General features: G+C 73.6%; 18 protein-coding genes. 9 read left to right on the top strand and 9 right to left on the bottom strand.

All coding sequences use genetic code 11. The annotated features are described in order from the left end of the window. Together Q0858_RS17480 and Q0858_RS17485 are read left to right on the top strand one after the other, a co-directional pair. Complete coding sequence (locus tag Q0858_RS17480) at positions 1 to 1,689, top strand: acyl-CoA dehydrogenase family protein (protein WP_299057148.1); 1,689 nt, start codon at positions 1 to 3, stop codon at positions 1,687 to 1,689. Beyond that, entirely contained in the window at positions 1,686 to 2,684 is a 999-nt protein-coding gene (locus Q0858_RS17485) for a site-specific DNA-methyltransferase (protein WP_299057151.1), read from the top strand. Before Q0858_RS17480 ends, Q0858_RS17485 begins: the two co-directional genes overlap by 4 nt. Here the strand turns inward: Q0858_RS17485 and Q0858_RS17490 are convergent. After that, entirely contained in the window at positions 2,681 to 4,081 is a 1,401-nt protein-coding gene (locus Q0858_RS17490; RefSeq protein WP_299057153.1) for a cation:dicarboxylase symporter family transporter, read from the bottom strand. The genes Q0858_RS17485 and Q0858_RS17490 overlap by 4 nt on opposite strands. A 117-nt stretch (positions 4,082 to 4,198) precedes the next feature. On the opposite strand from Q0858_RS17490, the gene Q0858_RS17495 reads away from it, so the two are divergent. Further along, positions 4,199 to 5,815, top strand: coding sequence for an ATP-binding protein (locus tag Q0858_RS17495; RefSeq protein ID WP_299057155.1), 1,617 nt, complete (start codon positions 4,199 to 4,201; stop codon positions 5,813 to 5,815). Continuing rightward, positions 5,812 to 6,531, top strand: coding sequence for a response regulator (locus Q0858_RS17500; protein WP_299057158.1), 720 nt, complete (start codon positions 5,812 to 5,814; stop codon positions 6,529 to 6,531). Before Q0858_RS17495 ends, Q0858_RS17500 begins: the two co-directional genes overlap by 4 nt. A 308-nt stretch (positions 6,532 to 6,839) precedes the next feature. On the opposite strand, the gene Q0858_RS17505 is transcribed toward Q0858_RS17500, so the two are convergent. Continuing rightward, positions 6,840 to 8,282, bottom strand: a complete 1,443-nt coding sequence (locus Q0858_RS17505) for a glycine hydroxymethyltransferase (RefSeq protein ID WP_299057161.1) — start codon at positions 8,280 to 8,282, stop codon at positions 6,840 to 6,842. A 78-nt stretch (positions 8,283 to 8,360) separates the two neighbouring features. Here Q0858_RS17505 and Q0858_RS17510 point away from each other — a divergent pair, with 78 nt between their 5' ends. From Q0858_RS17510 to Q0858_RS17530, 5 genes are all read left to right on the top strand, one after another. Further along, positions 8,361 to 8,795 (top strand): hypothetical protein, encoded by a 435-nt coding sequence (locus Q0858_RS17510; RefSeq protein ID WP_299057164.1) that lies wholly within the window; start codon positions 8,361 to 8,363, stop codon positions 8,793 to 8,795. Positions 8,796 to 9,175: 380 nt separating this feature from the next. After that, the gene (locus tag Q0858_RS17515) at positions 9,176 to 10,894 is read left to right on the top strand and encodes a nitrite/sulfite reductase (protein WP_299057167.1); all 1,719 of its coding nucleotides are present in this window, start codon (positions 9,176 to 9,178) and stop codon (positions 10,892 to 10,894) included. After that, positions 10,891 to 11,052: a hypothetical protein gene (locus Q0858_RS17520; protein ID WP_299057170.1), complete on the top strand. Its 162-nt coding sequence runs from the start codon at positions 10,891 to 10,893 to the stop codon at positions 11,050 to 11,052. The genes Q0858_RS17515 and Q0858_RS17520 overlap by 4 nt, the downstream gene beginning before the upstream one ends. Then, positions 11,049 to 11,795: a phosphoadenylyl-sulfate reductase gene (locus Q0858_RS17525; RefSeq protein WP_299057173.1), complete on the top strand. Its 747-nt coding sequence runs from the start codon at positions 11,049 to 11,051 to the stop codon at positions 11,793 to 11,795. Before Q0858_RS17520 ends, Q0858_RS17525 begins: the two co-directional genes overlap by 4 nt. 62 nt (positions 11,796 to 11,857) lie before the next feature. Further along, complete coding sequence (locus Q0858_RS17530) at positions 11,858 to 12,601, top strand: CbiX/SirB N-terminal domain-containing protein (RefSeq protein WP_299057174.1); 744 nt, start codon at positions 11,858 to 11,860, stop codon at positions 12,599 to 12,601. Between the two features lie 64 nt (positions 12,602 to 12,665). Here Q0858_RS17530 and Q0858_RS17535 read toward each other — a convergent pair whose 3' ends face one another. From Q0858_RS17535 to Q0858_RS17565, 7 genes are all read right to left on the bottom strand, one after another. Continuing rightward, positions 12,666 to 13,046, bottom strand: coding sequence for a DUF3037 domain-containing protein (locus tag Q0858_RS17535; RefSeq protein WP_299057175.1), 381 nt, complete (start codon positions 13,044 to 13,046; stop codon positions 12,666 to 12,668). Beyond that, on the bottom strand, positions 13,043 to 13,822 hold the full coding sequence (locus tag Q0858_RS17540; RefSeq protein WP_299057176.1) for a HipA family kinase: 780 nt from the start codon (positions 13,820 to 13,822) through the stop codon (positions 13,043 to 13,045). The genes Q0858_RS17535 and Q0858_RS17540 overlap by 4 nt, the downstream gene beginning before the upstream one ends. Next, positions 13,819 to 14,658 (bottom strand): PPK2 family polyphosphate kinase, encoded by an 840-nt coding sequence (locus tag Q0858_RS17545; protein WP_299057178.1) that lies wholly within the window; start codon positions 14,656 to 14,658, stop codon positions 13,819 to 13,821. Before Q0858_RS17545 ends, Q0858_RS17540 begins: the two co-directional genes overlap by 4 nt. Before the next feature lie 31 nt (positions 14,659 to 14,689). Further along, on the bottom strand, positions 14,690 to 15,235 hold the full coding sequence (locus Q0858_RS17550; protein ID WP_299057181.1) for a regulatory protein RecX: 546 nt from the start codon (positions 15,233 to 15,235) through the stop codon (positions 14,690 to 14,692). Beyond that, the gene (gene recA, locus Q0858_RS17555) at positions 15,225 to 16,277 is read right to left on the bottom strand and encodes a recombinase RecA (protein WP_299057184.1); all 1,053 of its coding nucleotides are present in this window, start codon (positions 16,275 to 16,277) and stop codon (positions 15,225 to 15,227) included. The genes Q0858_RS17550 and recA overlap by 11 nt, the downstream gene beginning before the upstream one ends. Positions 16,278 to 16,447: 170 nt before the next feature. Continuing rightward, positions 16,448 to 16,930: a hypothetical protein gene (locus tag Q0858_RS17560; protein WP_299057185.1), complete on the bottom strand. Its 483-nt coding sequence runs from the start codon at positions 16,928 to 16,930 to the stop codon at positions 16,448 to 16,450. Further along, the gene (locus Q0858_RS17565) at positions 16,927 to 18,096 is read right to left on the bottom strand and encodes a molybdopterin-dependent oxidoreductase (RefSeq protein ID WP_299057188.1); all 1,170 of its coding nucleotides are present in this window, start codon (positions 18,094 to 18,096) and stop codon (positions 16,927 to 16,929) included. The genes Q0858_RS17560 and Q0858_RS17565 overlap by 4 nt, the downstream gene beginning before the upstream one ends. Positions 18,097 to 18,102: the final 6 nt, after the last annotated feature.

The raw sequence follows: 18,102 nt of genomic DNA on the forward strand, positions 1-18,102 counted from the left end.
ATGCACGCCCCCTCCGAGGTCTCCGGCGAGGGCTCCGCGCGCCTCTCGCCGCGGGTCGCCTCACGCACCGCGCCGAACCAGCCGCCGCCCCTCGTCGGGCACGACGTGGTGTCCGGCGACGCCGCCCTCGTCGACGCCGTACGCCGCCACGCGCGGGGCTCGGCCGACGACCTGCTGGCCGACCTCGGGCCGCTCGGTCGGCTCGCCGGGTCCGAGCAGGCCCGCGAGCACGGCCGCCTCGCCAACGAGCACCCGCCCACGCTGCGGACGGTCGACCGGTACGGCAACCGGGTCGACGAGGTCGAGTTCCACCCCTCCTGGCACTGGCTGATGGAGCGCGGTGTCGGGTTCGGGCTCGGCGGCACCCCGTGGGCCGCCGCACCGGACGCGCCCGACGCGCACCTGCGCCGCGCGGCCGGCTTCCTGGCCTGGAGCCAGGTCGAGCCGGGTCACGCCTGCCCGCTGTCCATGACGTACGCCGCCGTCCCGGCGCTGCGGGCGACCCCGGCGCTGGCCGCGACCTGGGAGCCCGCGCTCACCTCGACGTCGTACGACCCGGGGCTGCGCCCGGTCGGCGAGAAGCTGGGCGCGCTGGCCGGGATGGGGATGACCGAGAAGCAGGGCGGCTCCGACGTCCGCGCCACCACGACGACCGCGACCCCGGCCGGGGAGCACCACGTCCTCGACGGCCACAAGTGGTTCACCTCGGCGCCGATGAACGACGTGTTCCTCGTGCTGGCGCAGGCGCCGGGCGGGCTGTCGTGCTTCGTCGTCCCCCGGGTGCTGCCCGACGGGACCCGCAACCCGCTGGAGGTCGTGCGGCTGAAGGACAAGCTCGGCAACCGGTCGAACGCCTCCGCGGAGCTCGAGCTCGACGGCACGCACGGGTGGCTGCTCGGCGAGGAGGGCCGCGGTGTCCGCACCATCCTTGCGATGGTCTCGGCGACCCGGCTGGACTGCGTGCTGGGCTCGGCGGCCCTGGTCCGCCGCTCGGTGGCGGAGGCGTCGTGGCACGTCGCGCACCGCTCGGCCTTCGGGCGCCGGCTGGCCGACGCCCCCCTGATGCGCAACGTGGTCGCCGACCTCGCGGTGGAGTCCGAGGCCGCCACCGCGCTCGCGCTGCGGCTCGCCACCGCCGTCGACCGCGACGACCCGCTGCTGCGGATCGGGCTGCCGCTGGCGAAGTTCTGGGTGTGCAAGCGCACCCCGGCGGTCGTCGCCGAGGCGCTGGAGTGCCTGGGGGGCAACGGCTACGTCGAGGAGTCCGGCATGCCGCTGCTGTTCCGCGAGTCGCCGTTGAACTCGGTGTGGGAGGGCTCCGGCAACGTCAACGCCCTCGACGTGCTGCGGGCACTGGGTCGTGAGCCCGCCGCGCTCGACGCCTGGGTCGACGAGGTCGGCCGGGCCCGCGGCGCGGACGCCCGCCTCGACCGGGCGGTCGACGACGTGCTCGGCCTGCTGGGCGAGCTGCTCGCCGACCCCGTGGGCGCCGAGGGCCTCGCCCGCCGGCTCGCCGGGCGGATGGCCGCCTGCCTGCAGGGGGCGCTGCTCGTCACCGGCGGGCAGGAGGAGGTGGCCGACGTCTTCTGCGCCTCCCGGCTGGCCCCGACCACCGACGGCACCTTCGGCGCCCTCACCTCGGGCGACCACGCCGCGATCGTCGAGCGCACCACCCCCGTCGTCGCATGACCCGCTACCTCGCCCTGCGGGAGCCCTCGGCCAACCACGTCTACACGCGGGCGGCGGGCCGCCTGGCGTTGGCCGAGCTCGCCCTGCTCTGCCCCGAGGTCACCGACGTGGCCCCGGTCGAGCTCGCGGGCATCCAGTACCTCGGCTTCGACGCCGACGAGGTGCCCGAGCGGATCGGCCACCACTCCGCGCTCCTCGCCCTGTACGCCCTCGAGGACGGCGACCTGCTGCGGCCGGTGGCCGTCGAGCGGCCCGAGCTGCTGGACGACGACCTCGTGACCATCCCGAAGTACCCCGGCAAGACCAACGAGCAGTTCACGCGGTTGATGCTGAACCTCGCCCTGGCGGCCGTCCGGCGCCCGCCGGGGCGCCGCCGGGTGCTCGACCCGATGTGCGGGCGCGGGACGACCCTCACCACCGCGGTCCGCCTCGGCCACGAGGCGGTCGGGGTCGACCGCGACCCCAAGGCCCTCGACGCGACCGCGGCGTTCCTCAAGACCTACCTGCGGCGCGGCCGGGTCAAGCACACCGCCGACGTCACCCCGATCCGCCGCGACGGCCGGCGCATCGGCCGCCGGCTCGACGTCGCGCTGACGCCGCCGACCCTGCAGGAGCGGATCTCGCTGGCCCTGCTCGAGGGCGACGGGCGCCGCTCCGACGAGCTGTGCGGCCGCCGGGGCTTCGACGCGGTCGTCCTCGACGCCCCGTACGGCGTGGTGCACGGCGCCCGCCGCGGCTCCGACGCCGCCGCCCGGGAGCGCTCCCCCGCCTCGCTGCTGGCCGAGTCCGTGCCGGTCTGGGCCGCACAGCTGCACCGCGGCGGGGCGCTCGCGATCGCCTGGAACACGCACACCATGAGCCGGGAGGACCTCACGACGACGGTGCGCGAGGCCGGGCTCGAACCGCTGGACAGCGGCCCGTGGCTCGACCTCGCGCACCGGGTGGACTCCTCGATCCACCGCGACCTGCTGGTCGCGGTGCGACCTGTGGACTAGCTCTTCGCCAGCGTGGGCGTCGTCCCCGTCGTCCGGGTCGGGGCGTCCTCGACCATCGGGGCGTCGTCGCCGTGGTCGTCGACCATCGTCGACTCGTCGAAGGGCAGGTCGCCCCGCAGGACGCTGTCGAAGCGGGCGCGGTCGATGCCGCCGGTCCAGTGGCCGATGAGCACCGTGGCGACGGCGTTGCCGGCGAAGTTGGTCAGCGCGCGGGCCTCGGACATGAACCGGTCGATGCCGACGATGAAGCCGACGCCGTCCACCAGGTCGGGACGGTGGGACTGCAGGCCACCGGCGAGGACGGCCATGCCGGAGCCGGTGACGCCGGCGGCCCCCTTCGCGGCGATCATCATGAACAGCAGCAGGCCGACCTGCTCACCGATGCTCAGCGGGTCGCCGAGGGCGTCGGCGATGAAGAGCGACGCCATCGTCAGGTAGATCGCGGTGCCGTCGAGGTTGAACGAGTAGCCGGTCGGGATGACGACGCCGACGGTGGTCTTGTCGATGCCGGCGTGCTCGAGCTTGGCGATCACCCGGGGCAGGGCGGACTCGGACGACGAGGTGGCGAGGATCAGCAGGAACTCGCGGCCGAGGTACTTCAGCAGGCCGAAGATGCCGACGCCGGTGGCGGCCTTGAGCAGCGTGCCGAGGACGACGAGGACGAACAGCAGGCAGGTGATGTAGAAGCCGATCATCAACACGCCGAGGCTGGCCAGCGCGCTGACGCCGCCCTGGCCGGTGACGGCGGCGATCGCGCCGAAGGCGCCGACGGGGGCCGCCCACATGATCATGGCGAGGACGCGGAAGACGACCTTCTGCAGGTGCCCGATGACGGTCAGGACCGGCTTGCCGGCGCTGCCCATCCGCTGCAGCGCGAAGCCGACGAGCAGGGCGACGAAGAGGGTCTGCAGGACGCTGCCGGAGGTCAGCGCGGAGAACAGCGAGGTCGGGATGATCCCGAGCAGGAACTCGGTGGTGCTGGCGTGGCCGTCCGCGGCCTTGGACTGGCCCTCGGCGGCGAGCTCCGAGGTCAGGTTCAGCCCTGAGCCCGGGTCGAGCAGGTTGCCGACGACGAGGCCGATCGCGAGGGCGACGGTGGACATCACGAGGAAGTAGCCGAGCGCCATGCCGCCGACCTTGCCGACCTTGGTCGCGCTGGCCACGGAGCCGACCCCGAGGACGATCGTGCAGAAGATGACCGGCTGGATCATCATCTTGATCAGGTTGATGAACCCGTCGCCGATCGGCTCGAGCTGCACCGCGAAGCCCGGTGCGACGAGCCCGACGAGGATGCCCAACGCCACCGCGGCGATGACGGCGAGGTAGAGGGCGTGCGAGGCGCGGGCGGAGGAGCGCTTCGGCTGCCCCTTCTGCTGCCCCGTGTGCGTGGTGGCCATGGGTTGTTCCCTTCGTTCGCGACCGCCGCGGACGTGGCGGTCGTCACGCACTCTGGTCGCGGCTGTGAGCCCGGTCACCCTTGTGGTCGTTGAGTTCGCGGGCGGCATGATGACCCCATGGGCGCCCGGGGCTGGTCGGTCGCACGCCAGGTGCTGCTGCTCCAGGTCGTGCTGGTCGTGACGACCGTGCTGGTCACCGCCGGCCTCGCGGCGTACGACGCCCAGCGCGACGCCCGCGCCGCCGCGACGGAGCGGGCGGTCGCGGTCGCCCGCGCCGTGGCCGACTCCCCCGCCGTGACCCAGGCGCTGCGTCGCCCCGACCCGAGCGCGACCCTGCAGCCCTTCGCGGAGTCGGTGCGCACCGACGCCGACGTCGACTTCGTGACGATCATGACGACGGAGGGGATCCGGTGGACGCACCCGGACCCCGACCTCATCGGCGAGCGGTTCGTCGGCGACCTCGGCGACGCTCCGCGGGGCGGCGTCCTCACCCAGGAGTTCGAGGGCACGCTGGGTCCGTCGATGCGGGCCGTCGTGCCTGTCCGCGGCGACGCGGGTCCGGTGGCGCTGGTGTCGGTCGGGATCACGGTCGAGTCGATCCGACGCAGCCTGGGCGACGACCTCGCGCTCGTCGGCGTCGCTGCGCTCGTCGTCCTCGCCCTCGGCCTGGTCGGCTCCGCCCTGGTGCACCGACGGGTGCGCCGGCAGACCCACGGGCTGGGCGAGCGGGAGATCACCCGGATGTACGAGTACTACAGTGCCGTCCTGGGCGCGGTCCGCGAGGGCCTGCTGCTGCTGGACCGGGACGGCCGTGTCCAGCAGGTCAACGCCGAGGCGAGGCGGCTCCTGTCGCTTCCCGAGGACGCCGCGGGCCGGCCGCTGAGCGACCTCGACCTGCCGCCCGGGCTGGTCGACGCCGCCACCGGCGGGGACACCTCCCCCGACGACCTCTACCTGGTCGGCGACCGGGTGCTGCTGGTGAGCACGTCGGCGGCCACCTGGCAGGACAGCGAGGTCGGCTCCGTCGTCACCCTGCGCGACCACACCGAGCTGCGGGCAGTGACCGGCGAGCTGGACGCCGTCCGCGGGCTGACGGAGTCGCTGCGGGCGCAGAGCCACGAGTCGGCCAACCTGCTGCACACCGTGGTGTCCCTGCTGGAGACCGGACGCGTCGAGGAGGCGGTGGACCTGGTGACCGAGGAGCTGCAGCTGGCGCAGCTGCTCACCGACCAGGTGATCGAGTCCGTCGGGGACCCCGTCGTCGCCGCCCTGCTGCTCGGCAAGCTCGCCCAGGCGACGGAGCGGGGTGTCGCGCTGGAGGTCTCGGGCGACCTCGGCGCCGGCGGCGAGGTCCCCCGGGAGGTGTCGCGGGACCTGGTCACCGTGGTCGGCAACCTCGTGGACAACGCCTTCGACGCGGTCTCGGGCGAGGAGACCCGCCGGGTCCGGGTCGAGCTCGGCGGCGCCGAGGCGGTGCGGGTCGTCGTCGGTGACAACGGGCCCGGGTTCGACGAGGACGCCGTGTCCCACGCGCTCGAGCGGGGCTGGAGCACGAAGGCCGGTGGCGACGCCGTCGGCCGCGGTCTCGGCCTCGCGCTCGTCGCCGCCGCGGCGCGCCGCCACGGCGGCGAGGTCACCCTGGGCCGCTCCGACCTCGGGGGCGCCCGGATCGAGGTCGTCATGGCGCCGGCACCGAGCGCCGCGCCCGCCGTCCCGCTGGCGGGCCGGTCGTGAGCGCCGTGAGCGTGCGCGTGCTCGTCGTGGAGGACGAGCCGATCGCCGCCGAGACCCACGTGTCGTACGTCGGCCGGGTGCCGGGCTTCACCGCCGTCGGCTCCGCGGCGTCGCTCGGCGAGGCGGTGCGGGTGCTCGAGGCCGAGCAGGCCGCGGGCCGCCCGGTGGACCTGCTGCTCCTCGACCTCCACCTGCCCGACGGGCACGGCCTGGCCCTGCTCACGCGGCTCCGCGCCACCGGCCACTGGTGCGACGTCATCGCCGTCACCTCGGCGCGTGACGCGGACGTCGTACGCCGGGCGGTGGCGCAGGGCGTGGCGCTCTACCTGCTGAAGCCGTTCACCTTCGCGACGTTCCGCTCCAAGCTGCAGCGGTACGCCGAGTACCGCGGCAGCCTCGTCACCGACGGCACGGAGGTGGTGCAGGACGAGATCGACCGCGCCTTCGGCACCCTGCGCTCACCGGTCTCGGACGCGCTGCCGAAGGGCATGAGCCCCGAGACGCTGAGTCGGGTCACCGCCGCGGTGCGCGAGGCCGCCGGTGCAGCCGCCGGGGGCGCTGGGGGCCTGTCGGCCAGCGAGGTCGCCGCCGTCACCGGCGCCTCCCGGGTCACGGCCCGCCGCTACCTCGAGCACCTCGCCGAGTCGGGCGCCCTCGAGCGCCGCCCCCGCTACGGCGCCGGCCGCCCCGAGCTGGAGTACCGCTGGCGCTCCTGACGGCTCCCCCGCTCCTGGGCCGCTTCGTCCCACGGGCCCCATCTGCCTCAGGTTTCACGGGTTGGCTGGTGAAACCCCGACTGGGCTGACGAAGTTTCGTCCGCCAGGTCGGGGTTTCGTACGCCCGGCGACGCCGCCGCCGATCCGGCGGTCCCACGAACCTCACGAGCCACACAGGCCCCACGGACCTCGGGGTTTCACCAGCCGGCTGGTGAAACCCCGACCGGGCCGACGAAACTTCGCCAGCCAGGTCGGGGTTTCATCGCCGGGCGCTCCCGGAGGTCGAGCGGGAGCGACGCGGGCGCGGGTCAGGACAGGTCGATGCCCGGGTAGAGCGGGTGGGCGTCGAGCAGGTCGGCGGCCTCGGCGCGGACCTTCTCGGCGACGCCGTCGGCCAGGCGGTACGTCGCCTTCGACGGCGCGCCGGCCTTCGTCGTCCCCGGCTCGGTCTGGGTGAGCACCTGGGTGACGAGCTCGGCGACGGCGTCGAACTCGTCCTTGCCGAAGCCGCGGGTGGTCAGCGCGGGGCTGCCGAAGCGGATACCGGAGGTGTACCAGGCGCCGTTCGGGTCGGCCGGGACCGAGTTGCGGTTGGTGACGATGCCGGCCTCCAGCAGCGCGGCCTCGGCCTGGCGGCCGGTGAGGCCGTAGCCGGAGACGTCGAGCAGCACGAGGTGGTTGTCGGTGCCGCCGGTGACGAGCTTCGCGTCGCGGCGGTTGAACCCCTCGGCGAGCGACTGGGCGTTGTCGGCGACCTGCTGGGCGTAGGTGCGGAACGAGTCCTGGCGCGCCTCGGCGAACGCGACGGCCTTCGCGGCCATGACGTGCGACAGCGGTCCGCCGAGGACCATCGGGCAACCGCGGTCGACGCTGGGCGCGTACTCCTCGGTGGCCAGCACCATGCCGCCGCGCGGGCCGCGCAGCGACTTGTGGGTCGTGGTCGTGACGAGGTGGGCGTGCGGCACCGGGTCCTCGTTCCCGGTGAACACCTTGCCGGCCACGAGGCCGGCGAAGTGCGCCATGTCGACCATGAGGGTGGCGCCGACCTCGTCGGCGATCTCGCGCATCTTCGCGAAGTCCACGCGGCGCGGGTACGCGGAGTAGCCGGCGACGAGCACCAGCGGCTTGAACTCGCGGGCCTTGGCCGCGACGGCGTCGTAGTCGAGCAGGCCCGTCTCCGGGTCCGTGCCGTACTGCTGCTGGTGGAACATCTTCCCGGAGATGTTCGGGCGGAAGCCGTGGGTGAGGTGGCCACCGGCGTCGAGGCTCATGCCGAGCAGGCGCTGCTCGCCGAACTTCCGGCGCAGCGTCTCCCAGTCGGCCTCGGAGAGCTCGTTCACGTTCTTCAGACCAGCGTCGGCCAGCGTGGGCTGCTCGATGCGGTGGGCCAGGATCGACCAGAAGGCGACGAGGTTGGCGTCGATGCCCGAGTGCGGCTGGACGTAGGCGTACTCGGCCCCGAACAGCTCACGGGCGTGCTCGGCGGCGAGCGACTCGACGGTGTCGACGTTCTGGCAACCGGCGTAGAAGCGGTGGCCGACCGTGCCCTCGGCGTACTTGTCGGAGAACCAGGTGCCCATCGTCATCAGCACGGCGGGCGAGGCGTAGTTCTCCGAGGCGATGAGCTTCAGCGACCCCCGCTGGTCGGCGAGCTCGGCGCGGGTGGCCTCGGCGATCCGCGGCTCGACGGAGGCAATCACCTCCAGCGCCTGGGAGTACGCGGAGCTGGTCAGGGCGTTCACGTCGGCCATGGCTCCCAGCGTAGGTCCACGCCGGCCCTGGGCGGGAGTCGTGGGTTTCCCCTGGGGTCCCGCGGGCATCGTGTCGGCATGCCGACCGCACCTCGTGCCCTCCTCCCGGTGGCGTCCGCTGCCGCCGGCGCGGCACTCCTCGTCTCGTGCAGCAGCGCCCCGCCGGAGCTCTCGGAGGCCATGGAGGCCGTCTGTGACGAGGGCACGATCTCCGAGCCGGAGCCCTACCCCTACCCCGACTCCGAGCCCGAGGACTGGGCCGAGCCGGTGGAGGAGCTGCGCTGCGACCACAGCGAGCTCACCCTGTCCGGTGACGTGTACGACGAGGATCCGTCGGACCGCCTGCAGGGCGTGTCCGACAGCGTGGAGTCCGGCGACGGGGGCGACTACTGGACGGCTGTCGCCGAGGGCGACGGACGGTGGGTCGTCGTGAGCTTCAGCGCGGCGCCGAGCGACGAGGACCCGGAGTTCCTCGACCCGCTGAAGGACATGGGCTTCGAGGTCGACGAGTGACGGCGAGACGGTCCCGCGGCCGTGAGGTCCTCCCCCTGGACGACGGGGAGGCCGACATGCGCTTGCTCGAACCGCTTGAGGACGACGGGTGGGAGATCGGTCTCGGGTACCCGGAGGAGTGAGTCGTCGCAGGGCGCCGTGTCCACATGATGGACTCGCCGTCCGCATCATGAGATCTCAAGTTGTGAGCACGGTGTCCGGAGGGTGAGACTGACTCCATGATCTCGCCGGTGACGCACGCCCATCTCGTGGCGCGTCGCCACGTGGACCTCGGGCGCACCCGCTCCGCGATGTGTCCGTCCTCCTGAGGCGCCGACCCGCACCCCCGCGCCCGACACCGCCGTCGGGCCTCCTGCGACCTGATCGAGGACTTCCTCCGCATGCCTGACCTCCGGTACAAGCCCGAGCCCGCGAAGCACACCGAGATCCCGCGCCCCAAGCGCGCCGAGGGTCAGTGGGCGCTCGGGTACACCGAGCCGCTGAACAAGAACGAGCAGTCCAAGAAGGACGACGACCCGCTGAACGTGCGGGACCGCATCCTCCACATCTACTCGAAGCGCGGCTTCGACTCGATCGACCCGGCCGACCTCCGCGGCCGCTTCCGCTGGATGGGGCTCTACACCCAGCGCAAGCCCGGCATCGACGGCGGCAAGACCGCCGTCCTCGAGGAGGAGGAGCTGGACGACCGCTACTTCATGCTGCGGGTCCGCTCCGACGGGCAGCTGCTCACGCCGGCCGCCGTCCGGGCCCTGGGCACCATCGGCGTCGACTTCGCGCGCGACACCGCGGACGTCACCGACCGCGAGAACATCCAGTACCACTGGATCCGCATCGAGGACGTCCCCGAGATCTGGAACCGCCTCGACGAGGCGGGCCTGTCCAGCCTCGAGGCCTGCGGTGACTCGCCGCGTCCCTTCCTGGGCTCGCCCGTCGCCGGGGTCGCGGCCGACGAGATCATCGACGGCACCTCCGCGCTCGACGAGATCCGCGCCCGTTTCATCGGCGACCCGGCGTTCTCGAACTTCCCGCGGAAGTTCAAGACCGCGCTGACCGGCCACCCGAGCCACGACGTCTCCCCCGAGACCAACGACGTGGCCTTCGTCGGCACCGTCCACCCCGAGCACGGCCCCGGCTTCGACGTCTGGGTCGGCGGCGGTCTGTCGACGAACCCCAAGCTCGCCGTGCCGCTCGGCGTCTGGATCCCGACCGACGAGGTCGCCGACGTGTGGGCCGGCGTCGCGGGCATCTTCCGCGACTACGGCTACCGCCGCCTGCGCTCCAAGGCCCGCCTGAAGTTCCTCGTCGCCGACTGGGGCGGGGAGAAGTTCCGCGAGGTCCTCGAGAAGGAGTACCTCGGCCGCGAGCTCGTCTCCTGCCCCTCGCCGCCCTCGCCGGGCACCGTGCGCGACCACATCGGCGTCCACGACCAGAAGGACGGCCTCAAGTACGTCGGCCTCGCCCCGACCGCCGGCCGGGTCTCGGGCACGCTGCTGGCCGGCCTCGCCGACCTCATGGAGAAGCACGGTGTCGCCGGGGCGCGCCTGACGCCGTACCAGAAGATCGTGCTGATCGGTGTCCCGCCTGCCGCGGTCGACGCGCTGCTGGACGACCTCGACGAGCTCGGCCTGACCGCCCGGCCCTCGCAGTGGCGACGCAGCACGATGGCCTGCACGGGCATCGAGTTCTGCAAGCTCGCGATCGTCGACACCAAGGACCGCGCCCGCGACCTGGTCGCCGAGCTCGAGCGTCGCTTCCCCGACCTCGACACCCCGATCACCGTCAACGTCAACGGCTGCCCCAACGCCTGCGCCCGCACCCAGGTCGCGGACATCGGCCTCAAGGGCCAGCTCGTCACGGTGGACGGCGAACAGGTCGAGGGCTTCCAGGTCCACCTCGGCGGCGCCGCCGGCCTCGACGCGGTCTTCGGGCGCAAGCTCCGGGCCCACAAGGTCACCAGCGCCGGGCTGGACGACTACATCACCGCCGTCGTGAGCAGCTACCTCGCCGACCGGGCCGACGGCGGCGAGTCCTTCGCCGCCTGGGTCGCCCGGGCCGACGAGGAATTGCTGCGGGGTGACAAGACGCTGGAGAACGCATGAGCTCCTCGCGTGCGGCCTCGCCGTTCCACTGCCCGTACTGCGCCGAGACGGACCTCTGGCCACGTGAGGAGACCGGCGGCTGGGAGTGCCGGGCCTGCCTGCGGGCCTTCGCGGTGACCTTCCTCGGCCAGATCACCCCGTCCGGCGGTGCGCGATGACCACGGCCACCACCCAGGCCGCCCGGGACTTCAAGGGCACCCACACCGAGGGCCGCAGCTCCGAGGAGCTGCGCGAGCTGGTCAGTCACATGGGCGCCGAGCTCGAGCTCGCCCCCGCGGAACAGATCATCGAGTGGGCCGTCGCCACCTTCGGGGCGCGCTTCTGCGTCACCGCCTCGATGGCGGACGGCGTGCTGTCCCACGTCGCCTCCCGCGTCGCCCCCGGGGTCGACGTCGTCTTCCTCGACACCGGCTACCACTTCGTCGAGACCATCGGCACCCGCGACGCGGTGGCCGCGACGCTGCCCGTCAACGTCATCAGCGCCACGCCCGAGCTGACCGTGGCCGAGCAGGACGAGAAGTACGGCAAGGACCTGTTCCGCCGCGACCCCGACGCCTGCTGCGCCATGCGCAAGGTCGCGCCGCTGAGCCGGATGCTGTCCGGGTACGACGCCTGGGCCACCGGCATGCGCCGTGCCGAGACCCGCAACCGGGTCGTCGCCCCCGTCATCGGCTGGGACGCCCGCAAGCAGAAGGTCAAGGTCTCCCCCCTCGCCCGCTGGTCCGACGAGGACGTGGACCGGTACGTCGCCGAGAACAACGTGCTGGTGAACCCGCTGGTGCACGACGGCTTCCCGTCGATCGGCTGCGAGCCCTGCACCCGCCGCGTCGCCCCGGGCGAGGACGCCCGCAGCGGCCGCTGGGCCGGCACCTCGAAGACCGAGTGCGGCATCCACCTCTGAGCTGGCCCGACTCGACCCACCCATCCCACCCGGCACCCGCCACCGCCCGACAGGAGACCGCGATGACAGCTCCCGCGCTCGTCGCCCTCGCCCACGGCAGCGACGACCCCCGCTCGCGGAGGTCCGTCGCGGACCTCGTCGCCGAGGTCCGGCGCTCCCGCCCCGACCTCCGCGTCGAGTCCGCCGCGCTGGAGCACGGCGGCCCGACGCTGCTCGAGGTCGTCGCCCGCCTCGCGGCCGACGGGGTCGAGGAGGCGGTCGTCGTGCCGCTGCTGCTCACCGAGCCGCACCTGTGCGGTGCCGACGTCGACGCCGCGATCGCCGTCGCCGCCGTCCGGCACCCCGGCGTCCGGCTGCGCGCCTCGGCGGTGCTGGGCCTCGAGCCGGCGTTCCTCGAGGTCCTCGACGTGCGGCTGCGCGACAGCCTCGCCGCCGCCCGGGTCTGCGAGCTCGACGCGCTCGTGCTCGCCGCGTCGGGCACCAGCGACCACCTGACCAACGCGGCCGTCGCCCGCCTGGCGCGGCTGTGGGGCACCCACCACAAGCTGCCTGTCACCGCGGCGTACGCCGCCTCCGCCCCGCCGGCGACCGGCGAGGCCGTCCGGGCGTTCCGCGGGGAGGGACGACGCCACATCGCCGTCGGATCGCTGTTCCTGACCCCGGGCTTCCTGCACGACCGGGCCTCCGAGCTCGCCCTCGAGGCCGGCGCCGTCGCCGTCTCGGCCCCGCTCGGCGCGCACCCCGAGGTCGCCCGCGTCGTCCTCGCCCGGTACGCCGTCGGCGCGGTGGAGCTCGTCCCCGTCTAGGGCCCCGAGGTGGTCGAGCGGGGAGGAGCCCCGCGACGACCGCGTCGCGACCGCCGGTCTCCGTTCAGCGGACGAGGATCTCCAGGAGCCGCTCCAGGCACGCCTGCGGGTCGTCGGCGACGCCGCCGTGGACGGGCCCCGGCCGCAGGACGGTGCTGCGCGGCGCCTTGAGGTAGCCGAACCGGCTGCTGCGGGTGCCGCGGGCGGGCTCTCCCCCGGTCCCCGGGTCGCCCGCGCAGACCGCGTCGACGAACCGCAGCGCGGTCTCGACGTCCACGGGGTCCACGGAGGGGTCCAGGGCCCGGAGACGGTCGGCGTCGACGTGCCAGGCCGCGGCGAGCAGGTCGGCGTCCTGGCTGTGGAGCACCACGCCGACGTTCAGGAACTCCTCACGGTGCGCGCGGGGCACGCAGCGCAGGACGACGTACTCGTACGCCGCGCTCACGCCTCGCCCCCGGGGAGCCACTGGCGGGTGCCGAGGCGCGCGGTGAGGAACGCGACGTACGCCGCCCGCAGCGCCGCCGGGTCCTCGGCGCCGGGCACCGGGTCGAGCCAGGCGTCGGGCACGCGGGCGAGGACGCCCTCCAGGCGCTCCGTGGTCAGCAACGAACCGAGCTCCTCGTCGAGCTCGCGGGCGCGCCCGGCGTGGGTGGTGAGCAGGTGGTCGCTCGCGTCCCAGCGCTGGGCCGCGAAGCGGGCGGGGTCGCCGACGCCGCCGGGCCAGGAGTGGTGGAAGTACAACGCCGCGCCGTGGTCGATCACCCACAGGCGCCGGTGCCACCACAGCAGGTTCGGGTTGCGCCAGCTGCGGTCGACGTTGGCGCACAGCGCGTCGAGCCACAGCACGCGGGCGGCGACGTCGGGCTCGGCGGCCGCCTGGCCGTCGTACCCGAAGGCGCCGGGGAGGAAGTCCACGCCCAGGTTGAGCCCGACGCTGGCGCGCAGCAGGTCCTGGACCTCCTCGTCGGCCTCGTACCGGGTCAGCGCCTTGGTGAGGTCGACCGTGACCTGCCGCGGGGTGGCCAGGCCGATGGCCTCGGCGATGCCGGCCACCACCACCTCGGCCACGAGGACCCGCGGGCCCTGGCCGGCGCCGCGGTACTTCACGACGTAGGTGCCGAGGTCGTCGGCCTCCATCAGGCCCGGCAGCGACCCGCCCTCCCGGAGCGGGGCGACGTACCGGGTCGCGGAGACGGCGGCGAGCGCCCCCTCCCCGGTCACGAGATCGGGTCCTGCTCGAGCAGCCGGCGCCGCTCACCCTCGACGTCGACCTGTGCGGGCGGCCAGACGGGCGCCATCTCCGCGAGGGTGTCGCGCAGCAGGTGGGCCACGGCCAGGTTGCGGTACCACTTGCGGTCGGCCGGGACGACGAACCACGGGGCGACCTCGGTGCTGGTGCGCTCCAGCGCGGTCTCGTAGGCCGCCACGTAGTCGGACCACCGGGCCCGGTCGTCGATGTCGGAGGTGGCGAGCTTCCACTGCTTCGTGGGGTCGTCCATCCGGGACAGCAGGCGCTCCTTCTGCTCCTCGGGCGAGATCAGGAGCAGGCACTTCACGACCCGGGTCCCCGACTCCACCACCTCGGCCTCGAAGTCGTTGATCGCGCCGTAGCGGCGCTCGATCTCGGTGTCGTCGGCGAGCGAGCGGACCTTGGCGGCCAGGACGTCCTCGTAGTGGGAGCGGTCGAACACCCCGACCTGACCGGCGGCCGGCAGCGCCCGGCGGATGCGCCAGAGGAAGTCGTGGGCGAGCTCCTCGTCGGTCGGGGCGCCGAAGCCGGTGATCCGCAGGCCCTGCGGGTCGACGAGCCCGGCCACGTGACGGACGGTGCCGCCCTTGCCGGCGGTGTCCATGCCCTGCAGCACGAGCAGCACGCTGCGCGTCGAGCCGGTCACCCGCTCCGCGAACAGCCGCTCCTGCAGGTCGCCGAGGTCCGGCGCCAGCGCGGCCAGGGCCTCGCGCCCGGCCGCCTTGTCCCCCTCGAACCCGGGCGTGGCCCGGGTGTCGTACGAGGACAGGTCGACGGCGCCGGGCGGGAGGCGGAGCAGCTCGAGCATGCCGATCACCCTAGGGCGCACCCCGGGGCGGTCAGGTGGCGATCTCCTCGGGCAGGTCCGCGGCGTCCGCGCGGTCCTCGGCCAGGACCTCCCGGACCACGGCGTACGCGACCCCCGGTGGGTGCCCCTTGCGGGCGAGCATCCCGACCAGCCGCTGGGTGGCCCTGGCGGTCTCCACCCCGCGGACCGAGCGCAGGCGGCGCCGGACCAGGACCCGGGCCGCCTCGCGCTCGTCGTCGGGGTCGAGCTCGTCGAGGGCGGTGCGGACGTCGTCGTCCGCCACCCCCTTGCGGCGCAGCTCCGCCGACAGCGCACGGCGGGCGAGGCCCTTGCCCGGACCGCGACTCGCGACCCAGGCCCGGGCGAACGCCTCGTCGTCGATCAGGCCGACCTCGGTGAACCGGTCGAGCAGGCGCTCGGCCACGTCGTCGGGGACGTCCTTGGCCGCCAGCTTGTCCGCCAGCTGCGACCGGCTCCTCGCCTGCGCGGTGAGCTGGTTCAGCAGGATCGAGCGGGCCCGCTCCTCAGCCTCGGCCTCGGTCTCGACCCGCTCACCCGACGCGGGCTCAGAAGTCATCGACACCGATGGGGTCGTCGGTCAGGTCGTCGGCCGGGTTGTCGACCGTCGGGCCCACCCCGAGCTTCTCGAGGATCTTCTTCTCGAGCTCGTCGGCGAGGTCGGGGTTGTCGCGCAGGAAGCCGCGGGCGTTCTCCTTGCCCTGGCCCAGCTGGTCGCCCTCGTAGGTGTACCAGGCACCCGACTTGCGGACGAGGCCCGCCTCGACGCCCACGTCGATCAGACCGCCCTCGCGGCTGATGCCCTTGCCGTACATGATGTCGAACTCGGCCTGCTTGAACGGCGGGGCGACCTTGTTCTTCACGACCTTGACCCGGGTCCGGTTGCCGACCATGTCCTGGCCGTCCTTCAGGGTCTCGATGCGACGCACGTCGAGGCGGACCGAGGAGTAGAACTTCAGCGCGCGACCACCGGTCGTGGTCTCGGGCGAGCCGAACATCACGCCGATCTTCTCGCGGAGCTGGTTGATGAAGATGGCGGTCGTGCCGGCGCCGTTGAGGGCACCGGTCATCTTGCGCAGCGCCTGGCTCATCAGGCGGGCCTGGAGGCCGACGTGGGAGTCGCCCATCTCGCCCTCGATCTCGGCGCGGGGCACCAGCGCGGCGACGGAGTCGATGACGATCAGGTCGAGGGCGCCGGAGCGGATCAGCATGTCGGCGATCTCGAGGGCCTGCTCACCGGAGTCCGGCTGGGAGACCAGCAGCGCGTCGGTGTCGACACCGAGCGCCTTGGCGTAGTCGGGGTCGAGCGCGTGCTCGGCGTCGATGAACGCGACGACACCGCCGCCGCGCTGGGCGCTGGCCACCGCGTGCAGGGCGACCGTCGTCTTTCCGGAGGACTCCGGACCGTAGATCTCCACCACGCGGCCGCGCGGCAGGCCGCCGAGGCCGAGGGCGACGTCGAGGGCGATCGAGCCCGTGGGGATCACCTCGAGCGGTGCGCGGGTCTCGTCGCCGAGCCGCATCACCGACCCCTTGCCGAACTGCTTCTCGATGTTCGCGAGCGCTACGTCGAGCGCCTTCTCGCGGTCTCCACCGGCCATGGTCCACTCCGTCCTCGGGTCTGCCGGCCGGGCATCTGCCGACCTGTCCGCGACGTTAGGTGCGGCCACCGACAACGGCCGGGACACCGTCCCGGCGCTGTGGAGAACTCGACCCGTCGTCCGCCTGTGGACACCACAGTAACGAACAGATGTTCGACGCGGCAGGAGCGCTACGGCGTGTCGGGGCGTGTCTGGTCGCGCCGGTCGGCAGGCGCCTCGTCCAGCGGGGCGCTGAGGTCCTCCGGGCGCGAGCGGCGACGCGCCGAGCGCACCAGCGCCCCCGCGAGGACCAGCCCCAGGACGACGCCGACCAGCACCAGGTAGCCGGTCGTGTAGTCCCGGTCCAGCAGCGTCGGGTTGTCGGGCAGCGCACCGAACCGGCCGAGGAACGGCACGGCCAGCACGGTGACCGTGGCCAGGACGACGAAGGCCACCCCGGCCGGCGCTCGCCACGACGCCGGCAGCAGCCGGCCCAGCAGCGCGAGGACGAGCAGGGCCAGCGGCGCCAGGAGCAGGTCGTGCACCAGCGCTCCCCCGACCAGCCACACCAGGGCGGACGGCAGGTCGTCGAGACGGTCGTGGACCAGCAGGAAGCCGCCGTACGCCGCGACGGCGGTGCCGACGACGGCCAGGACGAGACGCCCGGCGCTCACAGCGTCTCCAACCGGGTGACCCACTTGGTCTGAAGGACGCCGGGCCGGTTCGGGGCGATGATCCGGCAGGGGTAGCCGTGGTCCGGCGACAGCGTCTCCCCGTTGACCTCGAGGGCGAGCAGCGTGAGGGGGTCGTCGGCGAAGTTCGCAGGCAGCCGCGACGTCGAGAACGCGCCCCGCGTCTGCAGGGAGTAGACGCCGACGTCGGCGCCGCTGGTGCCGACCAGCGCCATGACGTCGCTCATGCGGGGTCCGGTCCAGGTGGCCGAGGCGCTCCACCCCTCGACGCAGGCGATCGGCAGCTCGACCGTCTGCTGCGGCAGCGCGCGCAGGTCGTCGAGCGTGAGACGCCGTCCGGAGTCGCCCCGGAGCACGGTGAGCCGCCAGGACGACCCGGTGGCCTCCTCGCTCACGCCCGCCGCGACGGCGGTGCGGTTGATCGGCAGGCCCTGCGGCCCGTCGCCGGTGCGGACCCCGAGCACGGAGACCTTCCGCAGCAGCGGGACGGTGGCGCCGGCGGTGGCCACGACGGCGACGGTCGCGGCGAGCCAGGTGCTGCGCAGCAGGCCGCGTCGGCTCATCACGCCGTCCCGCGAGTGCTCCACGTCGTACGGCGGCGGGTGGTCGGGGTCGTCCTCCTCGACGTCGCGGGCGTACGCGCCGCGGATGGCCGGCAGCTTGAGCGCGACGTGGACGACGATCGCGCCGATCGCCAGCCACGCCACGGCGTAGTGGGTGGGCCGGAAGGAGAACTCCCACGGGTACCACTGGGTGGAGTTCATCAGCCCGGTGACGAGCTGGAAGACGCCGGAGGCGACGAGCACCAGCGTCGCGAGCCGCTCGAGCCCGTGGACGACGGCCGCCCGCGGCGGCCACGCGACGACCCGCCCGAACAGGCGCGGGTAGACGGTCCACAGCTTGACGAGCAGCAGCGGGATCGCGGCGGTGCCGGTGATGACGTGCAGCCCCTGCGTCACGCGGTAGCCCCAGGCCGGCCGCGTGGGGAAGGCCACCAGCGGGTCCGGCACCTGGGCCCAGTGGCTGACCAGGCCCGTCAGGAAGCAGATCCCGAAGGTGATGCCGAGCCACGTGCCGACGCGCGCGGCGACGGCCGGGCTGTGCAACCGGGAGGTGAAGTCCGTCTGCGAGGGCGTGCGGACGGCCACGGGCGC

The organism is uncultured Nocardioides sp. (assembly GCF_947489365.1).
Classification (GTDB): domain Bacteria; phylum Actinomycetota; class Actinomycetes; order Propionibacteriales; family Nocardioidaceae; genus Nocardioides.

What these genes read in the sequence shown, in the direction of transcription:
- Q0858_RS17480 (WP_299057148.1), top strand. Translation starts at nt 1, where the DNA reads ATGCACGCCCCCTCCGAGGTCTCCGGCGAGGGCTCCGCGCGCCTCTCG.
- Q0858_RS17485 (WP_299057151.1), top strand. Translation starts at nt 1,686, where the DNA reads ATGACCCGCTACCTCGCCCTGCGGGAGCCCTCGGCCAACCACGTCTAC.
- Q0858_RS17490 (WP_299057153.1), bottom strand. Translation starts at nt 4,081, where the DNA reads ATGGCCACCACGCACACGGGGCAGCAGAAGGGGCAGCCGAAGCGCTCC.
- Q0858_RS17495 (WP_299057155.1), top strand. Translation starts at nt 4,199, where the DNA reads ATGGGCGCCCGGGGCTGGTCGGTCGCACGCCAGGTGCTGCTGCTCCAG.
- Q0858_RS17505 (WP_299057161.1), bottom strand. Translation starts at nt 8,282, where the DNA reads ATGGCCGACGTGAACGCCCTGACCAGCTCCGCGTACTCCCAGGCGCTG.
- Q0858_RS17510 (WP_299057164.1), top strand. Translation starts at nt 8,361, where the DNA reads ATGCCGACCGCACCTCGTGCCCTCCTCCCGGTGGCGTCCGCTGCCGCC.
- Q0858_RS17515 (WP_299057167.1), top strand. Translation starts at nt 9,176, where the DNA reads ATGCCTGACCTCCGGTACAAGCCCGAGCCCGCGAAGCACACCGAGATC.
- Q0858_RS17520 (WP_299057170.1), top strand. Translation starts at nt 10,891, where the DNA reads ATGAGCTCCTCGCGTGCGGCCTCGCCGTTCCACTGCCCGTACTGCGCC.
- Q0858_RS17525 (WP_299057173.1), top strand. Translation starts at nt 11,049, where the DNA reads ATGACCACGGCCACCACCCAGGCCGCCCGGGACTTCAAGGGCACCCAC.
- Q0858_RS17530 (WP_299057174.1), top strand. Translation starts at nt 11,858, where the DNA reads ATGACAGCTCCCGCGCTCGTCGCCCTCGCCCACGGCAGCGACGACCCC.
- Q0858_RS17545 (WP_299057178.1), bottom strand. Translation starts at nt 14,658, where the DNA reads ATGCTCGAGCTGCTCCGCCTCCCGCCCGGCGCCGTCGACCTGTCCTCG.
- Q0858_RS17550 (WP_299057181.1), bottom strand. Translation starts at nt 15,235, where the DNA reads ATGACTTCTGAGCCCGCGTCGGGTGAGCGGGTCGAGACCGAGGCCGAG.
- recA (WP_299057184.1), bottom strand. Translation starts at nt 16,277, where the DNA reads ATGGCCGGTGGAGACCGCGAGAAGGCGCTCGACGTAGCGCTCGCGAAC.